13 protein-coding genes are annotated in these 14,573 nt (G+C 65.5%); 9 read left to right on the top strand and 4 right to left on the bottom strand.

From position 1 onward, the window contains the following. Positions 1 to 4: 4 nt before the first annotated feature. The 4 genes from MRBLWH13_RS16260 to MRBLWH13_RS16245 all read right to left on the bottom strand — a co-directional run bounded on the left by MRBLWH13_RS16260 (position 5) and on the right by MRBLWH13_RS16245 (position 3,603). Positions 5 to 1,336 (bottom strand): LCP family protein, encoded by a 1,332-nt coding sequence (locus MRBLWH13_RS16260; protein ID WP_341955954.1) that lies wholly within the window; start codon positions 1,334 to 1,336, stop codon positions 5 to 7. A gap of 177 nt (positions 1,337 to 1,513) precedes the next feature. After that, positions 1,514 to 2,500 carry a hypothetical protein gene (locus tag MRBLWH13_RS16255; protein WP_341955953.1) on the bottom strand — a complete coding sequence of 329 codons (987 nt, stop codon included), beginning with the start codon at positions 2,498 to 2,500 and terminating at the stop codon, positions 1,514 to 1,516. Continuing rightward, positions 2,497 to 3,105, bottom strand: coding sequence for a sigma-70 family RNA polymerase sigma factor (locus MRBLWH13_RS16250; RefSeq protein ID WP_341955952.1), 609 nt, complete (start codon positions 3,103 to 3,105; stop codon positions 2,497 to 2,499). The genes MRBLWH13_RS16255 and MRBLWH13_RS16250 overlap by 4 nt, the downstream gene beginning before the upstream one ends. A 27-nt stretch (positions 3,106 to 3,132) precedes the next feature. After that, complete coding sequence (locus MRBLWH13_RS16245) at positions 3,133 to 3,603, bottom strand: hypothetical protein (RefSeq protein ID WP_341955951.1); 471 nt, start codon at positions 3,601 to 3,603, stop codon at positions 3,133 to 3,135. Between the two features lie 216 nt (positions 3,604 to 3,819). Here MRBLWH13_RS16245 and MRBLWH13_RS16240 point away from each other — a divergent pair, with 216 nt between their 5' ends. The 9 genes from MRBLWH13_RS16240 to MRBLWH13_RS16200 all read left to right on the top strand — a co-directional run bounded on the left by MRBLWH13_RS16240 (position 3,820) and on the right by MRBLWH13_RS16200 (position 14,527). Then, a complete protein-coding gene (locus tag MRBLWH13_RS16240; RefSeq protein WP_341955950.1) occupies positions 3,820 to 4,980 on the top strand; it encodes a DUF4232 domain-containing protein in 1,161 nt (386 codons plus the stop codon). Positions 4,981 to 5,027: 47 nt separating this feature from the next. After that, on the top strand, positions 5,028 to 5,471 hold the full coding sequence (locus MRBLWH13_RS16235) for a hypothetical protein (RefSeq protein WP_341955949.1): 444 nt from the start codon (positions 5,028 to 5,030) through the stop codon (positions 5,469 to 5,471). Continuing rightward, positions 5,468 to 5,776 carry a transcriptional regulator gene (locus MRBLWH13_RS16230; protein WP_341955948.1) on the top strand — a complete coding sequence of 103 codons (309 nt, stop codon included), beginning with the start codon at positions 5,468 to 5,470 and terminating at the stop codon, positions 5,774 to 5,776. Before MRBLWH13_RS16235 ends, MRBLWH13_RS16230 begins: the two co-directional genes overlap by 4 nt. Before the next feature lie 26 nt (positions 5,777 to 5,802). After that, positions 5,803 to 6,306, top strand: coding sequence for a hypothetical protein (locus tag MRBLWH13_RS16225; protein ID WP_341955947.1), 504 nt, complete (start codon positions 5,803 to 5,805; stop codon positions 6,304 to 6,306). A gap of 60 nt (positions 6,307 to 6,366) precedes the next feature. Then, entirely contained in the window at positions 6,367 to 6,684 is a 318-nt protein-coding gene (locus tag MRBLWH13_RS16220; RefSeq protein ID WP_341955946.1) for a hypothetical protein, read from the top strand. Between the two features lie 368 nt (positions 6,685 to 7,052). Further along, the gene (locus tag MRBLWH13_RS16215; RefSeq protein WP_341955945.1) at positions 7,053 to 8,465 is read left to right on the top strand and encodes a restriction endonuclease; all 1,413 of its coding nucleotides are present in this window, start codon (positions 7,053 to 7,055) and stop codon (positions 8,463 to 8,465) included. 206 nt (positions 8,466 to 8,671) lie between these two features. Beyond that, positions 8,672 to 9,901 (top strand): ATP-binding protein, encoded by a 1,230-nt coding sequence (locus MRBLWH13_RS16210; RefSeq protein WP_341955944.1) that lies wholly within the window; start codon positions 8,672 to 8,674, stop codon positions 9,899 to 9,901. A 362-nt stretch (positions 9,902 to 10,263) separates the two neighbouring features. Further along, positions 10,264 to 13,935 (top strand): P-loop NTPase fold protein, encoded by a 3,672-nt coding sequence (locus MRBLWH13_RS16205; RefSeq protein ID WP_341955943.1) that lies wholly within the window; start codon positions 10,264 to 10,266, stop codon positions 13,933 to 13,935. Between the two features lie 79 nt (positions 13,936 to 14,014). Further along, on the top strand, positions 14,015 to 14,527 hold the full coding sequence (locus tag MRBLWH13_RS16200) for a hypothetical protein (RefSeq protein WP_341955942.1): 513 nt from the start codon (positions 14,015 to 14,017) through the stop codon (positions 14,525 to 14,527). Positions 14,528 to 14,573: the final 46 nt, after the last annotated feature.

Here is a 14,573-nt window from a genome sequence, read left to right as displayed (position 1 = left end):
CGGATCAGCCCGCGCAGAGGTCGGTGTCGGCGCTGCGGTTGACGGCATCGACCGGGCGCGACGGTGCCGGGGTGGCCTGCGGCTGGGACGTCAGGTTCTCGTAGTCGGCGCCGAGCAGGAGCTGCACACCGTCGACGTCGCCGACCGTGACCGTCACGCCGATGCCGAGCTCGGTGGCGAGCGCCTGCGCCGTCGCCTGCGCCTCGGGGGTGTCGGCGGCGACGATCGTCGTGACATCGACGGCCTCCGCGTTGGCGAGCCCGGAGACCGCGTATCCGTAGGCGGTGGCGTCCTCCGAGACGCGTGATGCCAGACCGGCGACACCCGCGCCGTTGAGGATCTCGATGGGCGCGGTGCGTACCGTCGCATCCGGTTCGACAGCATCCGTCGTGAGCACGACGGGAACGTCGTCTCTGAGAGCACGGAAGATGACGTCGGCATCTGCGGTGGGCACCACCCGGTTGGCGTCCTCCGGGGCCTCGGTCGTGGGCATCGTCAGGAACGTGACGCTGCTCATGGGCACGTTCGCGACCCGAGCGGCGAGGCCGGCGAGATCTGTCAGAGCACCGAGACCGGGGTCGACCGTCATCGACGAGGTGGCGGCGTCGAGGAACGCGTACAGACGATCCGGGCGAACCAGGACATCGGACTTCGTCGCCTTCTGCACGATCGCCGACAGCACCATCTGCTGGTGCCCGAGACGTGCGACATCACTCTCTTCGGCGAGCGCGTGCCGCGTACGTGCCAGTGCGAGCGCCTGGCTGCCGTCGATCGACTGCGCGCCGGCGGGCAGATCGAGCTGCGCGTGCCCGTCGTTCAGGGCTTCCGGGAGGCATACATCGATGCCGCCCATAGCGTCGACGACGCCGATGAAGCCTTCGAAGTCCATCTGCACGAAGTGGTCGATCGTCACGCCGGCGAGCTGCTCGACCGCCGCGACGGAGCAGGCGGGTCCGTACTCCAGCGCGGAGTTCAGCATCCCGTAGCCGCCGTCGTACGACCCCCGTCCGGTGTCCTCGCAGGCGGGCAGGTCGGTCAGCGTGTCGCGCGGCAGCTGCACCGCATCGATCCGCGAGCTGTCGCTCGAGATGTGCACGAGGACCATGGCGTCGCTGCGCTGACTGCCGTCATCCTCGCCGAACCCGCCCGACGCGAGTGCGCGGGTGTCGGACCCCAGCACGAGGATGTTCAGGTCTCCCGTCGCGAGCTCGGGCTCGCCGTCACCGTCGTCGGAGCGCAGAGGCGCGGTGCTGACGTTGCCCTGCAGCTGCGCGTAGGCGATCGCCCCGACGGCGACCAGGGCCACGACGATGAGCGCGCTGATCCAGCCGATCACCTTTCCACGCCGACGGCGAGGTCGGGTCGCCTGGGGGGAGTCGGGCGTGGGGTCCGGAGTCGAGTCGGTCTGGGGGAATTCTGGCCGTCGCACTGGTTCACACCATCATGAGGCGGATGTGATCTCAAAACGCAGCGCCGGATTCACAGGACCTGTCCGGGGTACTCCAAGGTGCGTTCAGCGCCGCGGCAGATCCCAGAGCGTGTACCCGACGACCCCGGCCGGGATGAAGTCCAGCGGTTCGGTGCGTTCGTTCTCCACGCCCACGATGCGCCCGGTCGCCATCGAGATCAGCACGGTGTCCCGATACGGCGAACCGTCATCGGACACTCGGAGCCCGACCACGGGGCGCCCTTCTCGATCCCTCGTCTCTCCGAGCACCGTCACCCCGCCGGCGTCCACGAGCATGTCGATCAGGAGGCCATGCTGCGCGTCGGTCAGCGTCCAGAAGCTCAGCAGCTGCCCGATGGCCACAAGCAGCTGGCCGGAGGATGCGTTCGCCGGGGCGCCGAGCGATTCGAGCGCCGCCGCCAGCTGTGGCCTGTCGGCGCCGTCGAGTTCGAGCACGGCGGGAGGCGCGATGAATTCGCCGGGGGGCGTCGAGACCTCGCTGATCACCTGGCCCGGTTCGTAGGGGCTGTCCGCCACACCTTCGGGGCGGTCGTCGTCGTCCCAGAGGGACTCGCCGGCGACGACCACGCTCGACGAGCCCGCCTCGGGAGACCAGGTGAACGTCGCGTACTGCGGCACGACCTCGACGCTCTGTTCGGCCATGTCGATGTTCCACCCCCACGAGAGCGTCTCGACACGACTCTCCTGGTCGGGGCCACCAGGGCGGGCGAGCGCGTCGCGCGCGTCGTCGACGACCTCGGCGAGCGGCTGCGCGTTCGAATACACCAACGGCGGCGGGGTCAGGGCGAGAGCCTGCTGAGACGGAAGCAGGACGCTGACGACGACGATCGTCACGACCACGAGGGAGGCCACGGCGGTGGTCGCGCCGGCCCAGGCCCAGCTGCGGCGTCGTGTGCGCGCGGGCGTCGCCGTGCCGCGGATGATGTTCTCGCGCAGGGAGATGTCCTTCGCGCGCAATGACGCGAACTCCTCCGGGGGCGCGGGGTTCGCGGCACGGAACAGCCGGTCGAGATCGTCGTCGGAGATGCTCATCCGCCCACCTCCTTCGCCTCGAGCTGGCCGCGCAGCTTCTGTCGCGCACGGGTGAGAGTCGTCCACACCGCCGCCTGGCTGCAGCGCAGGACCTCGGAGACCTCGCCCGCGCTGAGTCCGTCCCAGTAGGTGAGCACGACGACCTGACGCTCTCGGGCGTTGAGGCTCTGGAGCGCCTGACGCAGAGCCAGCGCCTCCAGCGGATGCAGCTCCTCACTCGCCTGCATTCCCCGCGTCATCGCCTCGATCGCCCGGGTGCGGGACTGACCTCGGCGCATCACGTCGCGCAGCTTGTTGTCGGCGACCCGGAGGAACCAGCGCAGCCCCATCGGCTTCGCGGGATTCAGCTTCCGCCAGGCGACGACGAAGACCTCGGCCGCGATCTCGTCGACCTCCTCCGGGTTGTCGACGAAGCAGGCCACGTGCCGTCGCACCCGGGGCCAGTACTCGTCGAACAGGGTGCGGTAGAGCACCTCTCTGCTCGGCGAGCCGCTCGTGGGCGCGCTTCGCACCGGTGCGGGAAGCTCCAGGTCGGGAAGATCGGATCCGGCATACGAGATGCGCAGGCTCTCCACCCCCCACAGCTGCAGCACCAGACCACTCATCTCTCTCATTGCCAGGCTATCGATCACCTAGAGCGTGCAGAGCAGGCTGGCGGTGCCGTGCGGGACGTTCGCTGAGCCGTTCGCGACCGCAGTGCCGAGCACCGTGCCGGAGGAGTTCTTGGCGTGCACCTTGCCCGAGGTACGTCCGTTGGCGATCGATGCCACCACGCGGAGAGCAGCCGTGCTGACGTTCGTGCAGACGGTGAATGCGAGCTTCGTGCCGCTCAGTCCAGTGCCCGTATAGGCGCAGAACGTTCCGGTGGCGCAGGAGCCGACGGATCTCGCCGCCGGTGATCCGGCGGTCAGCGTCATCCCGAGGGCCGGCCACACCGCGTAGCTGTCCGAGAGCGCGATACCGCCCGGCACGGCCTCGAGCGCGTACTCGATGTCGGAGGTCTCGGTGTCGTCGGAGGCTGAGACGACTGCAGATTCCGCGGCCTGCGGGATCAGCAGCAGGCCGACTGCCAGTGCGGCAACAGCCGCGAAGTGCCTCTTCATCGGTGCCCCCTCCCACTTCGGGTGCGACGGTGCCTGTGGGGTGTGCCGCTCGGGTGGTGCGGCGCAGACTCCGAAGGATCAGTATCCGGCGCGGACGAGTGGGGCGTTCTCGCGCGCGTATGCGGCTCGGGCGGATTCCTTACAGACTTTTCTCTGTCGGTGGTCAGCGGCGGATCCGCGGCATCCGCGCTGTCGGCACCTCGATAGGCTCACCGCATGGTGGGGGTGCATTCGAGCGTGGTCGGATCCAAGAAGCGCGTCTGGCTGATCAGCGCGACGGTCGGTGCTCTGTGGCTCGTCGTCGTGGCACTGTCGGCGGCGGTGTCGGTGACACGGTTCGCCCGTGTTCAGGAGGTGGTGCTCCCGGCCGGCGTCACGCCGTACATCTGGTCGTGGGCATTCCCCTGGCCTGTGCTGCTTCCGATCGCCGGGGCGATCGCGGTCACCCTCGTGCACGCCGCGATCCTTCAGACCGTTCGCGGTTCGGAACGTTCCGTCGCCACCGTGTGGTTGGCCACAGTGGTCGCGGGTGCGGCGGCCGGCCTCACGGTAGACGTCGTGCTCGTGTTCGCAAGCCTCGTCACCGACGGCTGGGCGATGTGGGCGCTCGAGCTGGGCTCCCGTGCGGCCGTCGGCGCGTACTGGGGTCTGATCTACGGCTGGGTACCCGCTCTGATCGCCCGACGCCTGGCTCGTCGTGATGATGCGCGCGGAGCAGTCGAGTCCCCGAGTCGTCGGGGGTGGCCGATCTACGCAGCGGCAGCCCTCGCCGGACTCGTGCTGCTCGGCGGGGCACAGGTGCTCGGAGACGAAGCCACCCAGGTGCAACTGCGCGCCGAGTCCGCCGCAAGCGACCCCGGCCCGGCAGATGGCTCCGTCCGGCCCGATCCGGATGCACCCGGTGACCCGGTTCCCGAACTCGTCGAGGGCGGCGGGGTCATCGGCGATGGCGCCTGCACCCCCGAGCGAGCGATGGTGCTCATCGGGGATGTCAGTGGGGCGACCGGGCACCGCGGCCTGAGGCTGGAGCTGATGAACTTCTCCGACGCCCCCTGCACCATCGACGGTTATCCCGACGTCGCCTTCGGCGATCAGAACGACCACCTCCTCGACGTCACGATCGAGCGGGGCGGCTCGTTCATGGCACCCGATCCCGGACAGGCGCTGATCGAGATCCCGGCCGGTTCGTCGGCGGTCGCGTACCTCGGGTGGGATGCGAACCCGACGCAGGGCGCGCTCGTGGCGCGGACCGTCTGGGCAGCCGTTCTGGAGGGTGAGGTGCGGGGCTCCAAGCCCATCGAGAGCGACGTGGTCGAGGGCGCGACGGTGTCGGTGACCGCATGGGCGCTCCCCGAGGGCGGGTCGACAGCTCCCTGATCCGAGAGAGACTTGCCATTTTGGAAAGTGAGGGCTAGCTTTCCAATATGGAAAGTGAACGGGATGATCCTCGCGCCACCCTGGCCCGCCTCGACGCCGTGGCGACGACATACACCGACGCGCCTCGCGGTGAAGGCTGGTACCACCTTGTCCTGGGCCTCGGCGCAGGGGTCTTCATCGCTTCTCAGGGCCTTCCCCAACCGTGGGCGCTCCTCGTCGCCGTGGCGTTCATCCTCGTCATGCCCGCGTTCATCGCCTGGTGGCGGCGAACCCACGGCTGGTGGGTCTCGGGGTATAACGGCGGCGCGACCCGGTGGGTGACGGCACTGATGCTGGTGGCTCTCGTCGCGAGCGGGTTCTGGTCGTATCTGAGCACGGACATCTGGTCCAGCATCGCTGCCGGGCTGACCGCGTGCCTCGTTGTCTCCGCGTCCGGCTTCGTCTGGATGCGCGTCTGGCGTCGCCGACTCCGGACGCAGGAGGCGGCATGAGCGGACTCGATCCTGCCATCCACGCTGTCACCCGGCTCGAGCTGTGCGGACTGCTCGCCCCCGTCGACGACGCGGAGTTCTCGTTCCTGCGTGAGCGGCTGAACGTCTCCGACTCCGTGCTCTCCAAGCACGCGAAGGCTCTGGAACAGGTCGACTATCTCCGCATCGACAAGGTCACGCGCAACGCCCGTCAGCGCACTCTGCTGTCGCTCACGCCCGCAGGACGCCACGCCTTTCGGGAGCACGTCGCGGAGCTTCGACGCCTCGCATCGATCGCGGACGCATCGCACGAAGTTGCAGGCTAGATCTCGCCGCGGGAGAGACTGGAGCGATGAGATCCGCCGAGCCGTTCCGTGAAACCCTCATCGGACCGCGCTGGCTGGCGGTCGCCGGTGCGATGACACTCGTCTTCCTCGTGGTCGTCACCGCGATCTCAGCGCCCGTCCTGATCGGCCGCGCAGATGAGGTCGGCGCGTGGACGATCACTCTGCTCGTCGTGGGCTTCATCCTCATCCTCGGCGCCGGACTCCTGGGGATCACCCGACGCATCACGATCGCGGTGAGCGATACGCACGTCGATGGCCGCCTGACGCCGTTCCGCGTCATCCACCTCCCCCTCTCCGAGGTCGATCGGGTCGAGGTGATCGAGATCACAGTCGCCCAGGCCGGTGGCGTGGGCTGGCGCCTCGCGGGCTCGGAGCAGTTCCTGCTGTGGTCTGCCGGCGCTGCGGTCAGGGTGACCACGGTCGGCGGTCGCTCCCGAGTGCTCCGCACCGAGCATCCCGAGGAGTTGAGGGCCGCCATCCTGAGCGCTTCGCGTGCACTGCAGGGGTGAACGGCAGAAAGGGCATCTTCACGAACTCTGCTCGCTGTGGTGTTGGCTATCGTGGCCGGAATGGAGAACCTGGAGAGTCGGGGGATGAATCCCGACGAGCGGAAGAACACCTTCCTTCTATACCCGGAATGGTTCGGCGGAGATCGAGTTCCTGAATCGCTGACGATCCCACAGGAGCTGAGAGACCGATTGCGCGCATGGAACCGCACGTGGGAGACGCTGCTGGACCCGGTCGCGGAAGTGCGGTGGCCGGACCCGGCGATCGGTCACCGGTGGATCGCCGAAGGCGAGCAGCTCGTCGTGGATCTGCGGGCTGAGCTCGCGCCAGGCGTGGCCGTCGTCGGCGATTTCGCGCGCTACGCCCCGCCGTCCGAATAGCGCTCAGCGGTGGGTGCTTCCGGGCGCACAGAGGCGGAGCACCACACCCGGTCGTCGGGCGAAACGAGAAATGGCCCGGCTTCCTGAAAGGAACCGGGCCATCTTCACATCTACTGCTCGCTGTGGCTGTGTTCGTTTATTCCCGGATCCCTTGAGGCTCAGGGGAACCGGGCTTCCGATTTTCAGGCCGATTCCACGCTAAGCCTCAGAAAGTTCCATGGTCATCAGTTCTCTCCAGGTCAGGGTGAACCTGACAGATCTCCACCCAGATGCCGCCGGCTCCTGCGCATTACAGAGACTATGGACGAACATGGTGACGTGCGCCGCAACCGCGAACGCATGTCCTGACACCGATACGGGGAGACTTCGTGCTGATTTTGGGCGTGACAGCCGATGACAAGGGCTCGCAGCTTGAATCACTGGTGAAAGCCGTGCTCCTCTCCCAGGGGTACGCCGACGTGCGGACCAACGTCGTGACGGCCGGTGGAAACGAACTGGACATCACCGCTGTGCGCTCCGACGACGTCGTCACCTCCCTGCATCACACTCCCCTGCTCGGCGAGGCCAAGGCCTACGCCGACGCTGTGTCGACACCTGCGTGGCAGCGCTTTCTCGGGAAGATGCTCCTTGCGCGGCTCGATAAGCCGCACACGCATGGCGTATTCATCGCGCTCAACGGTGTCAACGGGAACGTACGTGGCAGCTTCGACCACCTCCGCGAACGTGAGAGCGCAATCACCATCGTGGACGGCGACGACCTCCTGAGGCGAGCAATAGACAACCACGAAGCCGTCGCGGAAACAGTCATCGTCGAGCGCGCGGTGGAGCAGTACTTAAAACGCCCCACCCGTGTTCAAGCCGCATACTATGCGGGCGGCTATCTGTGGGTGCTGCACTGGGACGCGCGAAGCTACTCCATCCTGGATGCGCGCGGCGACATGCTCTCCGCCGAACGAGTCGAACAGCTTCGCCCTGCCCTCGGCGCCTCCATCACCGGCAGCCTCGTGGCCTACGCGGAAGCCCTCGCTGCGGTCGAAGAGCTGCATCGCGCACGCGTGGAGGTCGTCGGTCGCCTCCTGATGAGCGCTCCGCTTCCTGACGATGTCCCGGCCGAAGTCCTCAACGAGCTTCGCGCCGAGCCTTTCGTAACCGCCGTCGACGACGCCATCGCCCTGACTGACCCGGCCGAGCTGGATGCCCCGGCAATCACCCGGTTCTTCCTCAGCCTGTTCGAGCACCGGTTGCCTGTCGAGGCACTGTCGTTCATGACCGGAGGACACCATCTCGCTCACCTCAACCGTCTTATCGACTTGCTGCCTGAGATCCACCCGTGGCTTCGCGACCCCGAGCACCTTGCCGGGCGGCTGCGCACCATCGCTCCGTCCTTTCCCAGCGTGTGGACGGTGATCTCTACGCCCCTCGCGTACACCTCGCTGGATGATGACGCCACCCCTCAGGCGGCCGAGATGCAACGCCACGCTCTCGCCGAAACGATCATCGAAGCCATCCGCGGCGACTTCGCAAACGTCGCGCTACGGGGATACCTCCACGATGTCCTCGGCGTCGCCGAGCTCGAAGACGAGACCACTCTGACGGTGAAATCCCAGACGGTCCCGCTGGGAAGCCTAGACGTCCACACACGTCTGAGAATCGGACGCCTCGATGACGAACTTCTCGGCGAAGCAGGCACCCGACATGTCGTGATCCGTCTTCTGCCGGACATCGCTGAGCCGTGGGAGCCGGTGCAAACTCGGCCAGTTACTGAGCCAGAGACTGAGTAACCGATGAACTAGCCGGGAAGCAGACGACGGCGCCACATCGGCCGGACGGGCGCCCGCGTCACTTAGCGTGGCGCGGCTGTGTACCCTCGACCGGGGTCACTATGGTTGTCGCAAGTGTCATATTGCGAAAGTGAGCGGTCGTCGATGGGCCTTGCGCGTATAGACCGCGAACGAACGTGTCGTGATGCCATGCCAGGATGTGGACCATGTGGCCACCCAGAACTGAGCAGGATCTCACACTCGCCCTCGACACAGGCGACCTTCGCGAGAACGCGGGGCTCGATTTCAAACGCGAGACCGGATCCTCGGACGGCGCCCGGGCCGAAACCGCGCGGGATCTGGCGAGCTTTGCTATCGATGGCGGAGCGCTGCTTATCGGCGTTGAAGAGAAGGGTGGCGGGCTGACCCTCACCCCGTTCCCGCTCGCGGGAGCCGCGGAGAAGCTCGAACAGATCGCCGCGAACCGGGTCGACCCTCCCCTTCCGATTCGGGTCACGGATATCCCCTCCGACGACGACCCGAGCGTCGGATTCCTTTACGTTGAGGTACCCCCGTCGCCGTTCGCGCCTCACATGGTTCTAGGCCGGTACCCCGCGCGCGGAGACCGCACGAAGCGCGTGCTCACGGACGCTGAAGTTGTCCGCCTGCATCAGACGCGTCGCGAACCCCTTGACCGCGTACAAGAACTCCTGACCGCGTGGTCCTCACGTGTCGTCGTGTCGGAGAACCGGCGTCTAGAGGGGCACGTGCATCTGATTGCTGAACCCCTCACGCAGCTCCACCGCCAGGTCTTCGAGTCCGTGTCTCGCGCACCTAACCCCGGACCCGCGTTGAACATCATCAAGGGAGTGGAGGAGGCTCTTCCCTCCGCGTTGCGCACGCCGCGGATGACGCTGCACACACCGAACGACTGGAACCGACGTGCAGATGGAAGCGCGTGGACAAACCTCACACCCGGGAGACCCGAACTCGTTGACGGCACCGAAGAGCGCGACATCGTCGACCTTGAGTTCCATGACACAGGCGGCTTCCGGATCATGCTGGGGCGCGCGATTGACTTCCTGTCGTCTGGCGGTGGACATGTTGCCGTCGTCAACGATGATGGGATCGTCGCGTACTGCTGGCGCGCGATGCTCCTGGCGCAGCAAATCTCGGTGGCGACCGGCTACCGGGGCCTCTGGGGATTCGGTGTGCATGCAGACGGGCTACAGGACAAATTCAGCCAACGGATCGCCCACACGCGGTACCACGGAGAGTCCTCCCCGTACGAACGGCTCGACTACTCCATGACGACGACCGCGCATCTGTTTGAAATCGAGCAGAATCCGTGGGCTGTCGTTGACCGCCTCGTCGGTCGACTGCTCCACAGCCTGGGATCCCGCGCGGCCTTCGTGCAGGCGCTCGGCGTCGAAGAGAACCAAACCACAACGCTGTAGTAGCGTCATCCTTGTCGCCTACGTTTCTTTCTGGGTCAGAAACCTACCTGCAAAAAGAGCACATTCCTCACGGCCTCTAGGACTTCTATGCCGCGGCGAGTGGTGACATGGTCGCCGTGATCCTCGCGTCGGGCGACCAGCGCGCACACGCGAACCTGCTCCTCACCATCGGAGTACGTAAGCCCTGACGAGCCCGCGAAGTCGACACGGCACCCACATCTGCGGTCCGCGCGACCTGCGAGTGCCAGGATGAGGCAGGGGGCGCGCCGAGCACTGAGCCTTCCCCTGCGACTTCGTCTTGCGACCTGCGGTCCCAGCAGCTGGCTTCTGGGGGCCATCGTTGCGCCGACCCGAGGAACCTGATGGCTGACCACGTTGATGTGACGACCGACAAGATCACGCACGCCGCACTGAGCGCCGATGACCTCATCAGCAACGCACCCCTGCGACCCAACGAGAACGGCTCAGTACCCGAGAGCGCTGACCGGTTCCAGCACCGCATCGTCGCCAAGCGCGTCGCCCAACTGATTGCTGCTGGCGAGACGAGCGTCAACATCGCCGTCAACGGCCCCTGGGGTTCCGGTAAGTCCACCTTCTTCGGCTTGCTGAAAGAGGAACTCGACACCTACAAGAGGGCCACTTGGTTCACACGAAGACTGCGGAAGGTTCCGTTCCTGGAACCACACGTTAAGGACAAGAAGCCCCGGTTCACGCCCGTCGACTTCGACGCATGGCAGATGGCGGACGAAACCTTCGAATCCAACTTCCTCGCCACCGTCGCACCCCACGTCCCTCACAGCCCCAAGAACATCGAACAGCGCCTGTTCCAAGCAAACCGGTCTGTCAACCTTCCCCTCGGGATCGAAATCACACATCCCGTGTTGAAGGTTCTTCTGAACATTCTTCTCGTCCTCGTGCTGGCGTTCGTGGTGTTCGTTGTGCCCTGGTTCCAGGCCAACGCCGGAGTAGCTGATCCCTTCACCTGGGAGCATCTCTGGACGAAGTACGTACCCGCCCTCATCGCATGGACGACGGCCGCGGCCGGGGGGACACTTCTCGTCGTTCTCCTCGGCGTCGTCACCAAACTATGGTCCGTCACCGTCGAGGAATCGGGCCCCGCGCACGTGACGCAGTTCCGCAAGATCTTCACCGAGATCCTCAAGCGGTCAAAGACCACGCAGGTGATCCTCGTGGACGAGCTCGACCGGTGCGCCCCCGCAGCGACAATGAGCACCCTCGAAGGACTGCGCCGGTTCGTCGGAGAAGACAACTGCATCTTCGTGGTTGCCTTCGACCGTGAGAGCGTCGTCGCGACGGCAGAAGACGAGATGCTTCGCACCGTCCCGCACCGCCCAGGACGCCCGTACTACAGCACGGCTGGCGAGTACCTGGACAAGATCTTCACGTACCAGATCGCCCTTCCCCCACAGCCACGGAAAGGCTTTCGAAAGTACGCGCGAGACCTCATCGCCGAAAAGCAGGGTGGGGTCTGGGGTGAGCTGCGCACTCGGTATGGGCAGGAAGCGCTCGACCGCGTTATCTCTATCCTCTCGCCGCCTCACCTCACGAGTCCGCGACGGACGAAGGTCATCCTGAACGACTTCGCCATCAACGCCCGCATGGTGCATTCGTTCCGCAACTCGTGGACGGAACGAGCAGACGAGATCGCCGTGCTGACCGTGCTGCAGACAGAGTTCCCTCTGTTCTACGCAGACCTCGAGCACTACCCGAGCCTTCTCACCCATGTCGCGAAGCGGGCGACCACCGACCCCGGGGAGACCATCGCCCCGCTGGTCAAGCAGTACACCGAGAAGAGGGCCGCGTACGACGCCGTTTTCACCTGGGGACTGGAAGCGGCGCCGTCGGGCAGCGATGGCAGCCCGACGCCCTCCGCCCCCAACAATGCGGTGTCCATCGCTCTGGGGCAACAACTCGAGCGCTACCTCGAGAAGCTGCGAGACATGCAGGTCACCCTGCCGATGGCCGACCTCATCCAGCTCGGCACCGGCGAACGAATGCTCCAGTTCGAGAACCCGGCGGTGTTTGCCGCAGTGGAAGCCGCCACCGAAGTTCCCCGCACCGAAACACTCGCTCTCCTCGAGAAAGCATCATCGAACGACCGATACCGCGCCGTGGAGATGATGCTCAATAGCATCGAAGGGGAACCAAGCGCGGAAGCGATGAGCCTTCGAGGACTGTCGGGAGCCCTCTTATCGAGCCTCGACGAGGGCCATCGACGGGCGCTCCTGCCACAGGTGGCTGGTTCCTGGGATCGTATCGTCGCCGCCGACGCCGTATTGCAACTCGACGACTCCGCGACTCTCGGCTACGTGCGCGCACTCGCCCCGACCAAGGATCAGGAGTGGGTCGGTGGTGTGCTGCGAACCACCTACCCGAACCCGCAGCTGATGGCTCCCGCCATCTACGCGATGACGGAGCTCGCTCCCGCGTCCACACTGCACGCTGCGCGACACGAACTCGTCGACACCGCTATCTCGGTGGTGCGCGAGGATCCCAGAGTTCTCGAGAGCTTGATATCCCGACTTGACCAGGGTCAAAGCGCCGGTCTCGAACTTGCAGACGCGAAGCGTCTTGCCGATCTCTTGAGCACGGACGACATCCCCGGCGATGACACTGCCCGGTTGGACCAGGTCAGAGCAGCAACCGATTCGCTCCTCCGATTCCACGAAGCCCTATCAGTCACAAACACGAGAGCGTGGCTTGCGAAAGTGTTCCGCATTCGCGCTATCGGCAACAGCGAGGCCATACCCAATTACCTGCGCGTCGTGGGATCGGGGCTGCGCGACGAATCCACCAGAGTCGCCGCGGCCGACGAGATGCTCGAGGCTCTGGCCGCGAAAGCACCATCGCAGTTCAAGTCCGCCGTCGCGAAGCATCTTCCTGTGGAAGGAGTCGCACCGTCCACGAAGCGCCTCCTCCCGGCGTTGGGCGCGTTGCTCCGGATCGTCACGAAAGACGATGCGAGAGATCCGAAGCCCGTAGTGTCGGGCATCTCCGCTGTTGTGGCGTTGATGCCGCAGGAATTTGACTTCCCCGCCGATTCGGTTGTCGACATCCTCGAGCGTGCGTACCGAAGTCCCGGCGAGGTCCCGCCTGAACGACTCGATACCCTACTCTCGGTCTCTGACGCGCTAAGCCGCCTTCCCGCTCTCACGAAAGTCATGCACGAGTTCGCTGCGACGCTTCTCGTGAGCATGACGTCCGACGAGCGCGAACAGTCTCATCTGACCCATGCTCTCAGTCAGGTGAGGGCACAACCCGCAGATGTGTTGGTTCCCGTCGTGGACACCCTGCGCGCACAGCTTCCACAGGTTCAGGCAGCGAGCGTGGGACCCGTCGCGATGATCTTCCACGCGCAGCAACGGCTCCTCGATCTTCGTCGGAAGGTGAAGGCCCTGAGCTACGACGAAATCTCCCCTCACTATGCGTTTATCGGCGGTGACATTCTCCCGCCCTGGATAGCGACAGCGCCGACGGTTGACGACCTCCGCATAGCGTTCGATGGTGCAGGCTACTCAGCGGTACCCGACCAAGCGTGGCAGGTGTATGCACAGCGGGCACCGCAGATGGATAGGTCGATCCTGTGGCGGGAAGCCGCAGACCTCGAGGAGGACGCAAACACCCTCCGTGCCATCGCATCTCGCGGGATCGACTCCCGGTTTATCGAAGATGCGGCCAACGCCATCACGGCAGCACCTGACATGCATGCCCGCAGTGCAGCGGCTCGGATCTACGCGACCCTACCTCGCAATACCGTTGTCGTCGCCGCGCTCGTCGAGCCCCTTGAGGCGCTACTCAAGACGGCGAGTCGAGCAGACGCGCCCCTCGTCGCAGACCTGCTCGTTCGCTTCGCTGGTGCGTTCGGTAAGGAGGGGCACACGCGTCTCGACGCGCAGGTAAACGCTTGGCTGATGTACGTGCGCGACGCCCTACCTGAAACCACAATGGAGGAACTGGCTCGGAGCCGGTGGATGCGCCCCCGCGAAAAAGTACGCAGACGGAAGTCGGAGTAGTAGATCATCCGCGCCCGCGCAGAGCGCCATCATCGCGACTCGAGTCCCGGCTGCGCGTCGGCGGATATGAGGATCCGTCATGGGGTCCATCGCCTTTCGAACAGCCATGGACTACATCCCTCTCGGACACTCCGGAATGAAGGTCTCCCGATACATCCCGGGCGCCCTGACCTTCTCGGGAACGAACGGCTTCGGACAAGTCCCGCCCGCGTACGAAAAGGATGACGAAATACAACGCCCCGAGGACAGCGACGATAGACAGCGGGATCATGACCGCCGCGTCCTTTACGAACACATCGCGGCCGAGGTCATTGAACCCGAAAGTCACCACGGATACGACCACACCCACGAACGCGAGAACCGGTATGACTTTGTCCCACCAAGGGGTCTCCTCGCGATACCGGCGCAAGCGCTCAGCCTGCCGGTCAACAGACGCGGACCACAGCTCTCTTTCTGGCCCATCATCGAGACCGCCGAGGATGACGAGGTCGCGCTCCAACTGACGTGCCCACCGGACGGAGGGCACGAGCGACCGGCCGACCAGGGTCAGGCCCGCCAAAGCAGTCGTCGTCAGAAGTGCCGTGATGATTGAAGTCACGTCCATGTCCGAAGGGTATCCACGGACACGGACATGTTGG

The organism is Microbacterium sp. LWH13-1.2 (assembly GCF_038397735.1).
In the GTDB taxonomy this organism is placed as follows: Bacteria; Actinomycetota; Actinomycetes; order Actinomycetales; family Microbacteriaceae; genus Microbacterium.
This window is presented reverse-complemented; position numbering and strand designations above follow the sequence as displayed.